At 66.9% G+C, this 17,686-nt stretch carries 16 protein-coding genes; 11 read left to right on the plus strand and 5 right to left on the minus strand.

The annotated features are described in order from the left end of the window. Positions 1 to 11: 11 nt before the first annotated feature. Complete coding sequence (locus ACT89O_RS00830; protein ID WP_487261564.1) at positions 12 to 2,387, minus strand: LamG-like jellyroll fold domain-containing protein; 2,376 nt, start codon at positions 2,385 to 2,387, stop codon at positions 12 to 14. 314 nt (positions 2,388 to 2,701) lie between these two features. On the opposite strand from ACT89O_RS00830, the gene ACT89O_RS00835 reads away from it, so the two are divergent. Then, positions 2,702 to 4,777 carry an acetoacetate--CoA ligase gene (locus tag ACT89O_RS00835; protein ID WP_487261565.1) on the plus strand — a complete coding sequence of 692 codons (2,076 nt, stop codon included), beginning with the start codon at positions 2,702 to 2,704 and terminating at the stop codon, positions 4,775 to 4,777. A 211-nt stretch (positions 4,778 to 4,988) separates the two neighbouring features. Here ACT89O_RS00835 and ACT89O_RS00840 read toward each other — a convergent pair whose 3' ends face one another. Both ACT89O_RS00840 and ACT89O_RS00845 read right to left on the minus strand, forming a co-directional pair. Continuing rightward, positions 4,989 to 5,984: a Bug family tripartite tricarboxylate transporter substrate binding protein gene (locus ACT89O_RS00840; RefSeq protein WP_487261566.1), complete on the minus strand. Its 996-nt coding sequence runs from the start codon at positions 5,982 to 5,984 to the stop codon at positions 4,989 to 4,991. 90 nt (positions 5,985 to 6,074) lie between these two features. Next, positions 6,075 to 8,024: an acyl-CoA synthetase gene (locus ACT89O_RS00845; protein ID WP_487261567.1), complete on the minus strand. Its 1,950-nt coding sequence runs from the start codon at positions 8,022 to 8,024 to the stop codon at positions 6,075 to 6,077. Positions 8,025 to 8,281: 257 nt separating this feature from the next. Here ACT89O_RS00845 and pssA point away from each other — a divergent pair, with 257 nt between their 5' ends. From pssA to ACT89O_RS00860, 3 genes are read left to right on the plus strand one after another with little or no spacing between them, the layout of a single operon-like run. Then, complete coding sequence (pssA, locus tag ACT89O_RS00850) at positions 8,282 to 8,908, plus strand: CDP-diacylglycerol--serine O-phosphatidyltransferase (protein WP_055397283.1); 627 nt, start codon at positions 8,282 to 8,284, stop codon at positions 8,906 to 8,908. Between the two features lie 56 nt (positions 8,909 to 8,964). Beyond that, positions 8,965 to 9,330 carry a hypothetical protein gene (locus ACT89O_RS00855; RefSeq protein WP_487261568.1) on the plus strand — a complete coding sequence of 122 codons (366 nt, stop codon included), beginning with the start codon at positions 8,965 to 8,967 and terminating at the stop codon, positions 9,328 to 9,330. Between the two features lie 60 nt (positions 9,331 to 9,390). Further along, positions 9,391 to 10,233, plus strand: a complete 843-nt coding sequence (locus ACT89O_RS00860) for a PhzF family phenazine biosynthesis protein (RefSeq protein WP_487261569.1) — start codon at positions 9,391 to 9,393, stop codon at positions 10,231 to 10,233. A 49-nt stretch (positions 10,234 to 10,282) separates the two neighbouring features. Here ACT89O_RS00860 and ACT89O_RS00865 read toward each other — a convergent pair whose 3' ends face one another. Beyond that, entirely contained in the window at positions 10,283 to 11,230 is a 948-nt protein-coding gene (locus tag ACT89O_RS00865) for a LysR substrate-binding domain-containing protein (protein WP_487262908.1), read from the minus strand. Between the two features lie 66 nt (positions 11,231 to 11,296). Between ACT89O_RS00865 and ACT89O_RS00870 the strand changes: the two genes are divergently transcribed. Beyond that, positions 11,297 to 12,442, plus strand: a complete 1,146-nt coding sequence (locus ACT89O_RS00870; RefSeq protein ID WP_487261570.1) for an MFS transporter — start codon at positions 11,297 to 11,299, stop codon at positions 12,440 to 12,442. A 55-nt stretch (positions 12,443 to 12,497) separates the two neighbouring features. Then, positions 12,498 to 13,010: a hypothetical protein gene (locus ACT89O_RS00875; protein WP_121507963.1), complete on the plus strand. Its 513-nt coding sequence runs from the start codon at positions 12,498 to 12,500 to the stop codon at positions 13,008 to 13,010. 102 nt (positions 13,011 to 13,112) lie between these two features. Here ACT89O_RS00875 and ACT89O_RS00880 read toward each other — a convergent pair whose 3' ends face one another. Beyond that, complete coding sequence (locus tag ACT89O_RS00880; protein ID WP_487261571.1) at positions 13,113 to 14,039, minus strand: DMT family transporter; 927 nt, start codon at positions 14,037 to 14,039, stop codon at positions 13,113 to 13,115. A gap of 242 nt (positions 14,040 to 14,281) precedes the next feature. Between ACT89O_RS00880 and ACT89O_RS00885 the strand changes: the two genes are divergently transcribed. From ACT89O_RS00885 to minE, 5 genes are all read left to right on the plus strand, one after another. Then, positions 14,282 to 15,115, plus strand: a complete 834-nt coding sequence (locus tag ACT89O_RS00885; RefSeq protein ID WP_487261572.1) for a hypothetical protein — start codon at positions 14,282 to 14,284, stop codon at positions 15,113 to 15,115. A gap of 206 nt (positions 15,116 to 15,321) precedes the next feature. After that, on the plus strand, positions 15,322 to 15,624 hold the full coding sequence (locus ACT89O_RS00890; protein WP_055397269.1) for a hypothetical protein: 303 nt from the start codon (positions 15,322 to 15,324) through the stop codon (positions 15,622 to 15,624). Between the two features lie 164 nt (positions 15,625 to 15,788). Then, complete coding sequence (gene minC, locus ACT89O_RS00895; RefSeq protein ID WP_176887800.1) at positions 15,789 to 16,550, plus strand: septum site-determining protein MinC; 762 nt, start codon at positions 15,789 to 15,791, stop codon at positions 16,548 to 16,550. 44 nt (positions 16,551 to 16,594) lie between these two features. Beyond that, positions 16,595 to 17,413: a septum site-determining protein MinD gene (gene minD, locus ACT89O_RS00900; protein WP_176887801.1), complete on the plus strand. Its 819-nt coding sequence runs from the start codon at positions 16,595 to 16,597 to the stop codon at positions 17,411 to 17,413. Positions 17,414 to 17,416: 3 nt separating this feature from the next. Beyond that, positions 17,417 to 17,683 carry a cell division topological specificity factor MinE gene (gene minE, locus ACT89O_RS00905; RefSeq protein WP_010465263.1) on the plus strand — a complete coding sequence of 89 codons (267 nt, stop codon included), beginning with the start codon at positions 17,417 to 17,419 and terminating at the stop codon, positions 17,681 to 17,683. Positions 17,684 to 17,686: the final 3 nt, after the last annotated feature.

The following is a 17,686-nucleotide window of genomic DNA, read 5'->3' on the forward strand; positions in this document are numbered from 1 at the left end:
TGTGCAGCGCGTCACTGGGCCAGGGCCGTGATCTGCACGGAAGTCAGCGCCCCGCTGTAGAGGCGGAAATCCTGCATGCGGCCCGCAAAGTACGGGTCGGCCCCGTACTGCGCGCGGCCCAGCCAGTTCTGCGTGGTGGCGCCCAGCTGGTGGGGCGCAAAGGGCGCGTCGGCCAAGGTGCCGGTGGCCTGCCCGTCCACAAACAGGGTCACGGTGTTGCCCCGGCGGGTCACCGCCAGGTGCACCCACCGGCCTGTGCCCAGCGCCACCGAGGACGTGACGTTTTCCTCGCCGAAATAGGTGGTGCCGGTGGAGGCAAAGCGCAGCGTACTGGTGTTGGCCAGCAGGGCCAGGTAGGCGATGTCGCTGGAGCCGATGTCAAACACGCGGGCGTTCCCGGCGCTGGCGCTTTGCCGGTAGACCCAGACTGAGATCGTGAAGTCGGCCAAGTCTTTCATGATGCCCGTGGGCAGGGCCACGTGGCCGCTGGCGCCGTCGAGTGCTACGGCGCTGCTGCCCGCCGTGCGGCCAGCGCCCCAGGACGTGCCGCCCACCAGTCGGCCATGCAGCGCGTTGCCGCTCTGGTCGGTGGCCGACGTTCCGCTGCCCTCGTTCAAGGGCAGATGCAGCATCAGCTGCGGCGTGGTGGCAACACTGCGGATCTCGGCGCCCGTGAGCCGGCCCGTTGGGGTGACTGCCACGATGCGGTAGTGCCAGGTGCCCGTGCCGGGTGTGTCGGTATGGGTGCGTTCCTCGCCCACGGTGGTGAGTGTGGTGAACGGGCCCGACGCTGCGGGTGCGCGCTGCACCTCATAGGCCGTGGCGTAGGCGCTGCCCCACCACGACAGCAGCACCTGACCGTTGACGAGGTAGGCCGTGAGGCCGCTGGGCGCGGCCCCGGCTGCAATCGGCGCGCGCGAGAAGGTCAAGGTGCCCATGCCGGGGTCGTCCCCGGTGCCGCGCTGCTCGGGCCGCAGTTTGGCCGCCATGGCCGTTGTGTAGGGCGCAGAGAGCCCCTTGCGGTTGACGTAGTGGTTGTACAGCAGCTCCCAGCACTGGCGCAGGTGTGGCCGCCCCGCAGGAGAGACGCCGGTGAAGATGCCCTGGCGGTTGGCATAGCGTGAGAACGGCAGAGCCGGATACGCGCCACCCGCATCGGCCAGGTTGCTGGCCGCCACGTATTCGGCGGCTGAGAGCAGCCGGTTGTTCCAGTAGCCGTACAGATCGTCGCCCTGCGACCAGGCCATTTCGCACAGCGCGCCGCACAGCGACATGCCCAGCGTGGCATGCCCCTGGTCGCGCCCGCTCTCCTGCCATTGCCCCAGGTGCCCGGGGTGGATGACGTAGACGTTGTGCGCGGCTGCGCCGTTGCCCCGGCCGTTCTTGTAATAACTGATCGCCTCGTTGTACAGGTCGCGCCGGTCACAGCAGATGCCGATGGCCATGATGGCGTTGATGTTGCACAGGTCCCAGTTGGCCCAGTAGTTGGTGATGTTGGCGCCGTTGTGTTCCTCTAGAAAGCGGTGGCTCAGCGGGTAAAACACTTCCAGCAGCAGTTTCTGGAACCGGGCCAGGCCCTCGGGCGACCAGCCGGGGTAGCTGCGCAGGAGTTCCACCGTATTGGCCCACTGGTAGCCGTAGATGCCGGCGGCGAGGTAGCGGTCCGCATTGCCGGTGAGCGTGGTCATGGTGCTCGACCACGCATCCAGGAAAGCCACGGCACGGTCGGCATAGGCGTTGTCCTGGGACACCTTCCAGCGCAGCGCCAGCTGGTAGGCCCGCTGCATGTCCTTGATCATGGTGCCGAAGTTCTGCCCATCGCCGCCACGGATCACCACGGTGAGCGCGTGGGGCCACATATCGCTGTTCAGTGAGGAATGTCCCGAAAACTGAAGCGCGTTCCAGCCAATCACCCAAGGCGATGCGTTCTCCGCAATCTTGGTACGCATGCGCGCAAAGTCAGCGTCCGTGTGCAGCCCGCCAGGGTGCACAAAGGCGCTGGGGGCCGGAGGAGGAGGAGGTGGTGGTGGTGGTGGTGGTGGTGGTGGTGGCGCTGCGGGGGGCGGCGGCGGCGCTGCAGGGGGTGGGGGGGCCGAAGGCGGAGGCGGGGTGCCAGGCGGTGTGGAGGGCGGCGTCGCGGGGGAAGGCGGCACGGTGGGGGGCACTGCCGGCGCCGGCGGTGCTGTGGGGGGCGTGGTACCTGGCGTTGGCGCGGGAGGCGGGGTGTCCCCGCCAATGGGCGCGGAGGTGGTGGGCGGTGTGTTGGTGGCGTCGGCCGGGTTGCCACCACAGGCCACCAGCGTGCTGGCCAGCGGCATGGCGGCCATTCCCTTGAGTACCCGGCGCCGGGCCGTGAAATTCGTGCCGTTGTTCAGTTCTTGGTCCATTGCTTTGGGAGATTGGGGTGGGCGGAGTGCCGTGCCTTTTGGTCGTTCCATCGGCGATTCCAGGCAATCGTTGTGCCAGGCAGGGCGCCCTGCGAAAAATGGGCGGTGTGCCGGGTTCTATGCCCAGCGCTCACAGGCAAGAACGGGGAAATGAACAATTTGGTTAGTCCAATATTGTCATTAAAGTAATTAATAACGCGCAGATTGCTTGCCCTGGGCTGGGATCGAACGCCTTTGCGCCGTTGACTGCAAGTGTCAAGCCGGGGACGGATACGGCTGGTCCGCGCCCGGATGCGCTGCTACGCTGCGTCGCCATGGAGACAAATACCAAATCCCCGCCTTACGTTCCCCAGATCCGCCTGTACCAGAACTGGCTGCGCGACCAGCGCGGCCTGCAGTTCGACAGCTACGACGCGCTGTGGCGCTGGTCCACCACCGAGCTGGATGCGTTCTGGCAAAGCGTGTGGGACTATTTCCGGATCGAATCGCCCACCCCCCACACCGCCGTGCTGGGCAAAAACACCATGCCCGGCGCTCAGTGGTTTCCTGGCGCTCAGGTCAACTACGCGCGCCAGGCGCTGCGCCATGTCGATGCTGCGCACGCGGCGGGTCTGCCCGCCATCATCAGCCGCAATGAAAAAGGCAACCACCGCGAGCTGAGCTGGCCCGAGCTGCGCCGCCAGGTCGCGTCGCTGGCGCTGCACCTCAAGGCCCAGGGCATCCAGCCCGGCGACCGCGTGGCCGCCTACCTGCCCAACGTGCCCGAGGCCATGATCGCCTTTCTGGCCACGGTGAGCATCGGCGGCGTGTGGAGCATCTGCGCGCCCGACATGGGCACGCACGCAGTGCTCGACCGCTTCCGCCAGATCGAGCCCAAGGTGCTGATCGCCGTGGACGGCGTGACCTACGGCGGGCGTGACCACGACCGCACTGGCGTGCTGGCCGAGCTGCGCGCCGACCTGCCCAGCGTGCAGCATGTGGTGTTGCTGGGTAATCTGACTGATTCTGTTTCGATAGCTGGTTGCGCAGGCTGGACAAGCGCTACGGCACAAAATGATGCGGAAACCGCAGCGTTTGAACCGATGTGGCTGCCGTTTGACCACCCGCTATGGATCGTCTATTCCAGCGGCACCACGGGGCTCCCGAAGCCCATCGTGCACGGCCATGGCGGCACGGTGCTGGTGGCGCTGCAGCTCAAGGTGCTGCACAACGACATCGGCTGCAGCTACGAACCCAACAGTTTGGGTGAGCGCTACCACTGGTACAGCTCCACGGGCTGGGTGATGTGGAACGCGCAGCTCAGCGGCCTGCTCTCGGGCACCACCTGCGTGATCTACGACGGCAACCCCGGCGGCAGCAAGGAGAACCCCGACTGGGGCGTGCTGTGGCGCTTTGCGGCCGAGACGGGGGTGACCTTCTTCGGCGCGGGCGCGGCGTTTTTTGCCAACTGCATGAAGGCGGGCATCACGCTGGCCGACTTTGGCGACCTGACGCGCATCCGTGCGCTGGGGACCACCGGATCGCCACTGTCGCCCGAGGTGCAGGAGTGGGGCACGGCGCAGTTCGAGGCGCTGGGCACGCACGACATCTGGTGGAACAACATCTCGGGCGGTACGGATTTTTGCGGCGCCTTCATCGGCGGCAACCGCGAGATGCCGCAGGTGCCCGGCGAGATGCAATGCCGCATGCTGGGCGCCGCTGTGGAGTCGTGGGACGCCGAGGGCCGTCCCGTGCAGGACGCCGTGGGCGAGCTGGTCTGCGCGCAGCCGATTCCGTCGATGCCTTTGTTTCTGTGGGGCGACCAAGACGGCAGCCGCTACCTGTCGAGCTATTTCGACATGTACCCTGCAGGCCACGGCCGCCAGCCCGGCGGTGGCGACGGCCCCGCGAGCATGGGCGCGGTCTGGCGCCATGGCGACTGGCTCAAGATCGGCGCCAATGGCGGCTGCGTGATCTATGGCCGCAGCGATGCCACCATCAACCGCCACGGCCTGCGCATGGGCACGAGCGAGATCTACAGCGCGGTCGAATCGCTGCCCGAGGTGCTCGACAGCCTGGTGGTGGACCTGGAATACCTGGGCCGCGAGAGCTACATGCCGCTGTTTGTGGTGCTGCGCCCCGGCAACGTGCTCGACGATGCCCTGCGCGCGCGCATCAACGGTGCCGTGCGCACCGCTTTGAGCCCGCGTTTTGTGCCCGACGACATCTTTGCCGTGGCCGAGGTGCCGCGCACGCTGAGCGGCAAGAAGCAGGAGCTGCCCATCAAGAAGCTGCTGCTGGGCCAGCCGATCGAAAAGGTAGTGAACAAGGACGCGATGGCGAATCCTGGGTGCCTGGACTGGTATGTGGCGTTTGCGGCGCAGCGGGCGAAGTCGATGCAAAAAACATAGCTACCTGCGCTTTGGGGAAAAGCGCAGGAGCCTGTTTTTATTTGAAATTGTCCTATCCGTGGGGTGCCTGGCCGTCCTTGGTTCCAGCCGCCCTGTTTCTCCTGACTGCTCGCCTCAGGGCGTGACGCCATGCCAGTGCCGCCGCGCAAGGGCCGCCCCGCCGCGCTGGCGGCGTCCCCCTTCAGGGGGAAGGCGCGCAGCGCCTCAGGGGTTAGTCAAGTTTCGCGCCGGACGCCTTGATCAAGCGCTCCCACACCGGCCGTTCCTTCGCAATCGCGGCGGAGAACAGCGCGGGCGAGCTGTTCTGCACATCAAAACCCATGGCCGCAATACGCTGGGCCACATCGGGCAGCTGCGTGGTCTTGCGCACCTCGTCGGCAATGCGCTCCAGGATGGCGGGCGGCGTGCCTGCGGGGGCACCAAACGCCAGCCAGCCCGCCACGCGGTAGGCCTCGTCGTTCAGGCCCTGTTCGGCCAAGCTGGGCACATTGGGCAGGGTGCCCATGCGGCGCTCGCCGCTCACGCCAATGGCCTTGAGCTTGCCCGCCTCGATGTGGGGCTTGACCTGCAGCGCGCTGGCAAACGCGATCTGGATCTGGCCGCCGAGCAGGTCCTGCACCATGGGCGCCTCGCCCCGGTAGGCCACGTGGCTCATGTCGGCGTTTTGCGTGAGGCTCATGTAGGCCCCGGCCAGGTGCGGATACGCGCCCGTGCCGTACGAGCCATAGGCCACCTTGCCCTTGTTGGCCACCACGTATTTGAGCAGTTCGGGCCCCGTGGATGCGGTCACGCTCGGGTGCGCCACCAGCACCAGCGGCGCGATGGCGATCTGGTAGATGGGCGCGATGTCCTTCTCGGGGCTGTAGGGCAGCTTGGTATAGAGGAACTGGTTGGTGAGCATGGAGTTGCTCAGGCCCAGCAGCAGCGTGTAGCCGTCGGGCGCCGCCTTGGCCACCGCGTCGGTCCCGATGATGCCGGCCGCGCCGGGTTTGTTGTCGATGACCATGGGCTGGCCCAGGCCTACGGCCATCTTCTCGGCCAGCACACGCGCCAGCACGTCGGTGGCGCCGCCTGCGGCAAAGGGCACCACGATCTTGATGGGCTTGTTGGGGTAGGCCTGCGCGAAGGCGGTCGTGCCAGTGCAGGCGGCGGCCAGCGCAGCGGCGCCGAGCCAGGTGCGGCGGGACATCAGGGGGTGGAAGTGCATCGGTTTGTCTCCTGTCATGGTTATAAAAATTCACTCAGCGGGCTCCGCGTGCATGGTGGCGGGCCGGGGCCTGGCTGTCACGCCATGGGCTTATGGGGTCTGGGGGCTCCCTGCGGCGGGGGCGGTGGTGATGCGCACGGTGAGGGGCAGGGGCGCGAGCACCTCGCGCAGGCGGGCGGCCAGTGCGTCTGCCTGTGCGCAGGGGGCCACAGCCACACGCACCGCGTTGTCGCCTTCGGGCTGCACCTGGGGGCGGAGGCCGTTCGTGACTGGTCCGCACACCCCATCGACCAGCGCCTGCACCGTGTGGCAGGCGGCGCGCTGACGCAGCTCGGGCTTGTAGATCTTGCCCACATTCGTCACGGGCATGGTCTCGATCACCTGCACCCAGCGCGGGCGGGCCACGGCCTCGTCCACGCGTTCGGCGGTGAAGGCCAGCAGTTCGGCCTCGGTCACCTGTGCACCGGGCACCAGCGTGGCGTAGACCACGGGCAGCTCGCCCGCATAGGCGTCGGGCGCACCCACGGCGGCGGCAAGTTGCACGGCGGGGTGGGCGCCCAGCGCGTCTTCGATGACCTTGGGGTCGATGTTGTGGCCGCTGCGGATGATGAGGTCCTTGGAGCGGCCGCTCAGGTGCAGGCGGCCCTGGTCGTCCACAAAGCCGAGGTCGCCGGTGGCCAGCCAGCCATCGTGGGTAAACGCCTTGGCCGTGTCGGCCACGTCGAGAAAACCCGAGAACAGGTTGGGCGACTGGAAAAGCACCATGCCCGGCTGGCCGGGTGGCAGGTCCTGGTCGGACGCATTGCCCTGCGCATCCAGCGCCACCACGCGCAGCTGCGTGTAGGGCAACCGCCAGCCCACGCAGCCTGCGGGCGCGCGCACGCCCGGCGGGGTGATGGTGGAGATGCCCGCCATCTCCGTCATGCCCAGACTTTCGTGGATGTGCAGGCCAAACAGGCGCTCAAACCGCGCCGCCAGCTCGGGCGCCAGGATGGCCGCACCCGTGCGGCAGTAACGCAGGGTGGAGATATCGGCGCCGCCCAGCGGCACATTGGCCAGTGCCGCCAGCACCGTGGGCACGGCCGACAGGTAGGTGCAGCGGTAGCGCTCTACCAGCCGCCAGTAGTTGGCAATCACCTCGCGGTTGCGGAACAGGCCGGTGGTGGGGATGATGGTCTCCACGCCTGCCGACAGCGCCGCGAGCGAGCCCGGCAGCACGCCTGCCACATGGAACAGCGGGTAGCCGTTGATGCCCACGTCCTGCGGCGTGATGCCCTGCATCTGCACGCTGCCCCAGGCGGTGAACACCTGCGCGCCGTGGCTGTGGCGCGCCAGCTTGGGCGCGCCCGTGGTGCCGCCGGTGTGAAAGTACGCCGCGATGTCGGTGGCGGCAATGTGGCGACCGCTCACCAGGTGGTCGCCGGGGTGCTGTTGGCGCTCGGCCAGGTCCACCACGCCGTCGGGCAGCGGGCCTGCGGAACCAGGGGCTTCATCGTGGGGGGCCACGCGCAGCACGGTGGTGAGCGTGGGCACCAGGGCGCGCAGGCGCACCGCCTTGCTCCAGTAGCCCACATCACCTTCGCCGCCATAGGCAATCAGCACCTTGGCGCGCGCCAGGGTCATCATGGCCGCGATCTTCTCGTCCGTAAGCATGGGGTTGAGTGGTTGCACGATGCCTGCCGCCTCGCCGCCCCACAGGGCCAGGTGGTATTCCAGGCAGCCAGGCAGCAGCACGGCCACGGCATCCTCGGGGCCCACCCCCAGGTGGTGCAGCAGGTTGGCCGTCTGGTGGATGCCGGTAAGCAGCTGCGCATACGACCAGCGGATGGGCTCGGCGGCCGGGTCGGCCGTGGGCAAAAAAGTCAGCGCCGTCTTGTCGCCAAACGCCGCCGCCGAATTCACAAAGATTTCGTAGGTGCTTTTCACTGGCAGCGCTTCGGCCAGAGGGCGGGCTTCATGCCGTTCTACATCCTGCAGGCTGCGCACCGGGGCACCGGGTGAGAAAGGCGTGTGGAGCGGGGGCATCTGTGGGAGGCGCATGGCGGGTCTCGGGTCTGATGGGGCTGCGGGTCGGTCACCGACGGGGGGCGGATGCGGCATCGTCCTACCCGCCTGCGCCCGCCGCGTGGCCACAGTCTGTCTGTGTGCAGGCGCAAAAGCAGTCACGCAGATGTCAGAGAGGGTTCAGGACCCCCTGCGAGACCGTCCGCAAGCTCTCAGCGCCGGGTGGTGCTGCGGCACACCCATAATGGACCTTGTTGATTGCCACTGCGCGCCCTGCCGCGCGCCTTCCCTCCATGAACACTCCGCAGCCGCCCAAACGTTTTTCGATGATCCGTGAGTTCCACCTCGCCGACTGGTTCACGCTGGGCAATGCGGTCTGCGGCGTGGGCGCGCTGTTCTCGGTCATGTCGTACCTGGAAACGAACGACGTGCTGCATGTGTACTTTGCGTGCGCCCTGGTGCTGGCCGCGCTGATCTTTGATGTGCTGGACGGCCGCATCGCGCGCTGGCGCCAGAAGAGTTCGGCCATGGGCCGCGAGCTGGATTCATTGGCCGACGTGATCTCCTTTGGCGTAGCGCCCGCCATCATTGCCTACGGCTGCGGCATGCAGGGCCTGTATGACCGCATCGTGCTGGCCTACTTCGTGGCCTGTGGCGTGTCGCGCCTGGCGCGCTACAACGTCACGGCCGAAACCCTGTCGGGCGACGACGGCAAGGTCAAATACTTTGAAGGCACGCCGATTCCCACCTCGATCATGCTGGTGGCGTTGATGGCCCTGGCCGCCTACCTGGGCGCTGTGCGCGAGAGCCTGTGGTTTGGCAAGGTGCTCATTGGCGGCTTTACGCTGCACCCGCTGGTGCTGCTGTTTGCGGTGTCGGGTTCGTTGATGATCAGCCGGATTCGCATTCCCAAGCTTTGAGCCGATCGGAGCTTGGCACGATGCCTGTCGAGCACATTTCTCCCGGTGATTCACCCATGAAGCCGACCGTTGATAAAGCCAAGCATGTTCCCAATCGCTTTCGCCGCGAGCATTTGGTCGGGAATGTTGCGATGGCTATTTGTCTTGTCGTATTTGGCGTGGCGGCGGTGTATTCCAACCAGTTAAAGCTATCGGCAGGCAGGGGCCGCTCGCTGGTTGTGTTGAGCGATGGTCCCCTGTGGCTTGCGCTTGGAGCAATGGCTTGTGGCGTGATGGGGCTCCTGTCGGTGGTCGTGGACCACCTTGATCGTCGGAATAGCGAGCACTCGTATGAGGCGTTTCGATGGATCACGTTGCGTTTGGGCGGGGTTCTGCTGGCCTCTGCGCTCATCGTTCATTTTTGCGTCGCGCTGCTGAGGTGATTTCTGTTGCAGCGCTGTGCTGTGTGACAACTCCCCTTCTTCAGTCTTTTCGTCAACCCCATGGCACTTCAAAAAATCGCAGCGTTTTCCGACGGCGCGCAGGGCGGCAACCCCGCCGGTGTGTGGATCGGTGACGAGCTGCCTGCCCCCGCTGATATGCAGCGCATCGCTGCCGAGGTCGGCTTTTCTGAAACCGCGTTTGCCGCCCCACTGGGCGATGGCCGTTGGCGCGTGCGCTACTTTGCGCCCGAGAGCGAGGTGCCCTTTTGTGGCCACGCCACCATTGCCTTGGGCGCCGCGCTGGCGCAGCGCGAGGGCGACGGCGTGTTTGCGCTGTCGCTGAGCCAGGCCGAGATCACGGTCGAAGGCCGCCGCCAGGGCGATCTGGTGCAGGCGGCGCTGCAGTCGCCCCCCACGCGCAGCGGGCCTGCGCCTGCCACGTTGCTGGCCGATGCGCTGGCCCTCTTTGGCCTTGGTGCATCTGATCTGGACCCGCGCATTCCGCCCGCGCTCATCCATGGCGGTGCCGACCACCTGGTACTGACCCTGCGCAGCCGCGCTGCGCTGGCGGCCATGCACTACGCGCTGGACGCCGGCCGCACGCTGATGGTGAGCGCCGGGCTGGTCACCATCGTGCTGGTGTTTGTGGAGTCAGACCGCCTGCTGCACACCCGCAACGCTTTTGCCTCAGGCGGCGTGCTGGAAGACCCGGCCACGGGTGCCGCCACCGCCGCACTGGCGGGCTACCTGCGCGACCTGGGCTGGCCGCATGGCGGCGCCATCGACGTGGTGCAGGGCGAGGACATGGGCATGCGCTCGCGCCTGCGCGCCGAGATCGGGCCAGTGGCGGGCAGCTCCATCCGCGTGTCGGGCACGGCACGGTGGATGAGCGACGGCGAATGAGTGTTTGTTGCTATAAATAATATAGCTAATAGCGCTTGATGGTAAAGCGCTAGGGCTTGTTTTGGCTTGAATGTTGCGCTGTGCGCCCAGGCCCTGACGGCGGCAGCGCACCTGGCAGCGCGTCCATCTCTTGCCGGAGCCATTGCACCAGACACTGTGTCTCCGGCGACGGGTCAGGGGCCGTGCCGAAGTAGTGCCGCGTCAGCGGCAGCCGCAAGCTGGGCAGGGGCGACACCAGCCGCCCCGAGGCCAGGTCGTGGGTGATCAGCGACACCGGGGCCATCGCAAAGCCCAGCCCATCCACGGCCGCCTGCAGCACAAAGTGCAGGTGGTCAAACTGCAGGCAGCTGGCGGGCTGGAGCGTTGGCAGGTTCACCTGCTTCTTCCAGCTTTCCCAGTCCTTGCTGCGCGACTTGGACAGCAGCAGCACGTGGGACGACAACGCCTCGGGCCGCGTGACCGGGCGCTGGGCGAACAGCGTCGGCGACCCCACCACCAGCGCCTCGTCTTCCAGAAACGGGTGGACCTGCATGCCCGGCGGCCACCCGCGCGGGCCGCGCCGCAGGGCCAGGTCGAAGGCCTCGGCCGCGTGGTCGGGTGCCAGCGTGCTGGTGATGACCTGGGGCTCGATGTCCGGGTGCTGGGCCACAAAACCCGGCAGCCTGGGGATCAGCCAGCGCACCGCAAAGCTGGGCCGCACGTTGATCTTGACGCTGCGCAGCCCGGCATCGCCCCGCAGCGACTGGGCGGCGGCGCCGATCTGCGCGAGTGCAGGCCCGACCTGCGCGTGAAACTGATGCCCTGCCGCCGTGAGCAGCACCTGCCGCGTCTTGCGCTCGAACAGCTCCACACCCAGGTGCTCCTCCAGCGCCTTGATCTGGCGGCTGATGGCGCTGTGGGTGACGTGCAGCTCCAGCGCGGCGCGGGTAAAGCTCTGGTGGCGCGCCGCCGCTGCAAAGGCGCGGACGGCATTCAGCGGGGGCAGGCGGGGTGACATGCGTGCAATTTTGTCACGCATGGCGCGCAGCAATATCGTTTGTCGCGCCGGGCACCGCCGCGCACCATGCGGGCCATGCCACAGCCTTCAGACAACACCTTGGCCTCAGACCTCCACTCGCGCCGCGCCGCCTTGGCGCTGGGCCTGTCACTCCCCGGGGACACGGTGCTCTACTTGCTGCTGCCGATGTTTGCCCCGGCGTTTGGCGTCACCCTGTTTGAAGCGGGCATTCTGCTGGCCGCAAATCGCCTCGTGCGCATTGCGGGCTACGGGGCGGTGGCGCGGTTCTATGCCCGCCATGGCGAGCGCCTCACCTGCTCGCTGGCCGTGCTGGCCGCCGCCGCGTGTGCGCTGGGGTACGCCACCCTCAGCGGCTTCATCGCCTTGTTGGGCCTGCGGCTGCTGTGGGGCCTGGCGTTTGCGGCGCTGAACCTCGCCACGCAGGCGCTGGCCACGGCCGAGCCTCTGGGCGCAGCGCGCCGCGCCGGGCAGTCGCGCGCCTTTGCAGCGCTGGGGCCCATGCTGGCCCTGCCCGCTGGCGGTGTCTGCGCGCTCTGGTGGGAGCCCCGGGCCATCTTCTTTGCGTTTGCGGCAGTTGCGTTGTGCGCCTTGCTGGCCACGCGGCACTTGCCCGCCCAGCCGCATGCCCTGCCGCCACCGCCCAAGCGCTGGGGCAGGTTGCCGGGCCGCCTGGACCGCTTTTCCTTCGTCGAGGGGCTGGTGCTGGACGGCCTGTTCATCATCGGCCTGTCCTACCTGGGCCGCGATGTTCTGCCAGGCCATCCGGTGGTTGTGGCGGGGATGCTGCTGTCGGTCCGCTATCTGGCCGAGATCGCGCTGAGTGAGGTGGGTGGCGACTTGGCCGAGCGCTATGGCGCCGAAGTGCTGCTCGTGGGTTTTGCGGTGCTCACGTCGCTGGCCCTGGTGGGTTTTGGCCTGGGGTGGCTGTGGACCAGCGCACTGGCCATCGTGATTTTGCGAGCCCTGCTGCTACCGCTGTTGCCGCCGCTGGTCGCGCGCCGCACACCGGGGCCGGGGCGCATCCAGGCGCTGGCGACGCGGTCGGTCTGGCGGGACCTGGGCGCCGGTGCGGGCCCGGTGCTGGCGGGGGTGCTCCTGCCCATTGCGCCGTCCGCCTGGGTGTATGGCGTCGCAGCCTTGCTGCTGTCGGCCACGGCCATCGCCTGCTGGGCGCCTCGCGGCGATGGATAAGGCACGCAGCGGCCACCGCCCCCTTTTCACAAACCTCTGCTTTGGAGAATTGCCCTTGAACATTCACACCACCCTGATCCGCTGTGCCGGTGGCACGGTCGACCTGCCCGCGCGGCCCATGAACCACCGCAGCGATGGCGGGCATGTGCTGGTCCACCCGCCGCGCCCCGTCTGGGAACGCAGCGAGCTGACGCCCGAAGAGCTTGCGCATTGGTCGTGCCTGGTGGCCGCAACGGGCAGGGCCATGCTCGACACCTTGCCGCAGCTTGCCGGTGGCTGCCTGAACTACTGGGAGGCGGGCAACAACGCGCTGAACCCACTGGCCCATCCCCAGGGGCCGAAAACCCCCGCGCTGCACCGCAAGATGCACCTGCATGTGTTTGGACGAAGCCCCCGGGCCACGCACCCGGACTGGCTGTGGGGCGAACCACCCCGGTTCCCGAATTTTGCGCAGTCTGAGGCTTGGACCCAGCAGTTCACGCGGCTGGAGGACGATGAAGGCGCCGCGCTGGGTGCGCGCATTCAGGTGTTGCTGGATACGCGGTATGCACTGAGTCTGGTGGGCTGACGACACCCGCCTGCAAAAGAATTGCTATAAAAATAGTAGCTTTAAGTGCTTGTTAATAAAGCGCTGGGCCGTATTTTTATGCAAACCCTTTTGTCACGGGTACTACGCCACCGCAGGCCGCCGGTTCACCAGCACGATGCCCGCCGCCACCAACACCAGTGCCGCCACCAGCCCCGGCGTTACCGGTTCGCCCAGCCACAGCGCGCCAAACAGCAGCGCAAACACGGGTGTGAGAAACACAAACACCGAGATCTTGGTGGCAGGGTAGTGCGCCAGCATCCACATCCAGGCGAGGTAGCTCACAAACGCACCCACCAGGGCCTGCACCAGCAGCGAGCCCCAGGCAAACGCGCTGAACTGCCAGACCCAGGCCTCGCCCAGGCCCAGCGACAGCACTGGCAGCACCGCCGTGCTCACGCTCACCTGGTAGAACAGTTGCTTGGCCGGGGCCACGCGCGCCAGCGGTGTGGTGCGGATGACCACTGTGGTCAGCGCCCACATCAGCCCGGCCGCCAGCCCGAGCAGATCGCCCAGCCATGCCTGGGGCAGGGCGGCATTGGCAGGGCCCAGCAACCCGTCCCCCAGCGCCAGCCCCACGCCCACAAACGCGGCAGCCAGGCCCAGCCACTGCCAGCCCTGCAGCCGCTCGCCGGGGATGAAGCGCGGCAGCAGTAACGCCACCCAGAACGGCGAGGCATACAAAAACACCGTGAGCCGAGAGGCGGTGGTGTACTGCAGGCCCAGGTAGATACACGCAAACTCGCCCGCAAACAGCGCCCCCGCCAGCAGCCCGGCGCGGGCCGCCCCGGCGGGCTCGGCCGCTGCCGACAGCCGCACGCCGCGCCACAGGCACCAGGCAGCCACCGCGACCGTGGCCAGCGCAAAGCGCACAAAGGCCTGGAACACGGGCGCCACCTCGGCCACCGTGGCTTTCACCAGCACCTGCTGGAAGCCCCAGAACATGCAGCAGGCGAGCAGCAGGGAGATGGCGAGGGCGTCGATATGGGTTTTGCGGGCAGACAGGGACATCGGTCGATTATGAAAGGCAAGCCTTGCGCTTCAGATCGCCTGTGTGCCGTGACCTTCTGGCCCTGCGCAGCGCCGCGGCGACGACAGGCAACGCCAAGCGTGGGTCGCTGGTCCTACAGCGGTTGCGCCTTTGGCGGACGCTGCCAGGCGGGTGATCTGGTTAGTGTGTGGCTTTCGGGTACGCACCAACTCTGCACCACCCTGCGGCGAAAGCCTTTGCCTTTGCCCTTCAAAGATCCAACATGAACGTATCCCACACAGATCCGTACCGCGCCGCGCCAAGGAGCGCAGGGCAAAGGCATGGACGGCACAAGGACCGGCTGCTGTCCGGCGCTGCACTGCTGGTTTTGGTCGTCCTGGTGCTGGGGTTTATGCGGCTGTGGCCAGCGATGCAGCAGCCATCGCAGACCACAGGAGCGCTGTTCTTGGGCGCCGACCTGGCGAACCCTGTAGACACATCACCCGCGAAGGTCGCGTCGCCAGCGCCGCAGCCAACCCAGGTACCGCGCAGGGCACAGTTCGGTAAGGAGCCCGCCTCGGCCGAAGCCCGCCAGATCGCGGCGTGGGCCTTGCACTCGGGTGACAACCAGAACCGCGCGGTCGTGGTGGTCGACAAAATGCACGCAAAGGTCTATGTGTTTGACCGCGACGGTGCGCTCCAGGGCGCGGCCCCGGCGCTGATGGGGTCGGCCATCGGCGACCACACCGTTCCCGGCGTGGGGGACAAGCCCGTCGGCCAGGTACTGCCCGAAGAGCGCACCACCCCCGCAGGCCGGTTCGTTGCCGAAACCGGTTTGAACGCCAATGGCGAAGACGTGGTTTGGGTGGACTACGACGCGGCGGTCTCCATGCACCGAGTGCGGGCCAACGTCAAAGCCGAGCGTCGGTTGGAGCGGCTGGCCTCCAGCACCGCCGCAGACAACCGTATCTCCTTCGGTTGCATCAACCTTCCCGTCTCTTTCTACGAAAAAGTGCTGAGCCCCCTGGTGCGTGGCTCGGGCGCTGTGGTGTACGTGCTGCCCGAGACACAACCGGCCGCCGCATTTTTTGGCGCCTATGACCTGCCTGCGCAGTGATGCCCATTGACCCACGGTGTGTGCGGGCTTGTTGAACAGGGTGTTTTCGGAGTGCGATGCAAGACCCACACCGTGCAGGCCCGTCCCTGTCCGACACGCGCTCCGGTCTCCAGCTGACGTGGCGCCAGCCGCAAACAACTAGCCTGGGTACAGCTGGCGATGTTGCTGGCGATTTCCAAATTCACCACACACCAAGGAGTCTCCACATGACTGCATCGAACACACTCAAGACATTGCTCGCGGGCCTGGCTACCGTCGCCGTTGTGGGCACCGCTATGGCGCAGGGCACGCCACCCACCACCGCAAGCCCCAACGCTGCCACGGGCGCGGGCCAGCAAAGCTCGCAAGGCACGCCGATGGGCACCACGGGCGTTGGCGGTGGGGGCGCCGCGACGGCGACCACGCAAGCCGCTCCAGCACCTGCCGCTGCAGCCCCCGTAACCACAGACAGGACCATGTCGGGCTCCGGCGGTGCGACAACCCGCCCCATGCGCGCTGACCGCAACTAAGCCGGGGAACCCTGGCAATAGCAAGAATGCCGGGTACGCCCGGCTTTTTTGTGGGTGAGGGCGCGCGAACAGTGCAAACACGCCGTGAACAAGCGCTTACGTGGCCCCACGGTACACTTTGCGCCTTCTGAAACGGTTCCCGCGCTCCTTTCCACACCCCATTCATGGCCCTTACGACGGCGGCCCAGGCCCGCACCAGCTTTGACCTCAAGAGCGCCTCGCTGCCCGTGGTGGCCGTGGTGCTCAAGACCACCGACGCCGCGCAGTTCGCCGCCGACCTGGCCGAGCGCGTGGCCGACGCCCCGGGCTTTTTTGACAACGACCCCGTGCTGATCGACCTGGCTGCCGTGCGCGAGGCCGAGGTACCCATCGACTTTGCTGCCATCGTGGCCGAGCTGCGTAGCCGCAGCACCCTGCCCGTGGCCGTGCGCGGCGGCAACCCCGCCCAGATGGACGCTGCGCGCGCCGCAGGGCTGGCGGTAGCGCCCGATGCACCGCCTGCCCGTGCCGAGGCCCCCGCCCCCGAGGTGCGCGAGGTCATCCGCGAAGTCGTGCGCGAGGTGGAGGTCGTTCGCGAAGTGCCCATGCCAGGCCCCGGCACCGTGGTGGTGGACAAGCCCCTGCGCTCCGGCCAGCAGGTGTATGCGCGCGGCGCCGACCTGGTGGTGATGGCCGTGGTGAGTTTTGGCGCCGAGGTCATTGCCGACGGCAACATCCACGTCTATGCCCCGCTGCGCGGCCGTGCGATTGCCGGCGCGCGGGGCAACACCGAAGCACGTATTTTTTCGACCTGCCTGGAGCCGCAGCTGGTCTCCATCGCGGGCATCTACCGCACCACCGAGACCGAGTTGCCCGCCGATGTGCGTGGCAAGCCAGCCCAGGTGCGGCTCGACGGCGAGAAGCTCATCATCGAGCCGCTGGCCTGAGTTCCCATTTCATTCGTACCAACCCCACAGAGAATCAGCAACACATGGCCAAAATCGTCGTCGTGACCTCCGGCAAGGGTGGCGTGGGCAAGACCACCACCAGTGCCAGCTTTGCCACCGGCCTCGCCCTGCGCGGCCACAAGACTGCCGTGATCGACTTTGACGTCGGCCTGCGCAACCTCGACCTCATCATGGGCTGCGAACGCCGCGTGGTGTATGACCTGATCAACGTGATCCACGGTGAGGCCAACCTGAACCAGGCGCTCATCAAGGACAAGCAGTGCGACAACCTGTTCGTGCTGGCCGCCAGCCAGACGCGCGACAAGGATGCGCTCACGCAAGACGGCGTGGAAAAGGTGCTCAAGGACCTGGCCGCAATGGACTTTGAGTACATCGTCTGCGATTCGCCTGCCGGCATCGAAAGCGGCGCGCTCATGGCCATGCACTTTGCCGATGAGGCGCTGCTGGTGACCAACCCCGAAGTCTCGTCGGTGCGCGACTCCGACCGCATCCTGGGCATGCTCGGCAGCAAGACCAAGCGTGCGATTGAAGGCGGTGAGCCCATCAAGGAGCACCTGCTCATCACGCGCTACAACCCCAGCCGCGTGCAGGACGGCCAGATGCTGAGCCTGGAAGACATCCAGGACATCCTGCGCATCAAGCTGATCGGCGTGATCCCCGAGTCGGAAGTGGTGCTGCAGTCGTCCAACCAGGGCACGCCCGCCATCCATGCCCAGGGCACTGATGTGTCCGAGGCCTACAAGGATGTGATCGACCGCTTCCTGGGTGCCACCGACAAGCCGCTGCGTTTCATCGATGCGGAAAAGCCAGGCTTCTTCAAACGCCTGTTCGGGAGCAAATAAGCCATGGCTTCTTTCCTGTCCTTCCTGCTCGGCGAGAAGAAGAAAACCGCCAGCGTCGCCAAAGAGCGCCTGCAGATCATCCTGGCGCACGAGCGCAACGGCCGCAATGCCGCCGAGCCCGACTACCTGCCCGCGCTGCAGCGCGAGCTGGTGGCCGTGATCTCCAAGTACGTCAAGATCAACCCCGAAGACCTCAAGGTGCACCTGGAGCGCCAGGACAACCTGGAAGTTCTGGAAGTCAAGATCGAGTTGCCCGATACGGTGCGTTGAAGG

Source organism: Acidovorax sp. NN32 (assembly GCF_057597245.1).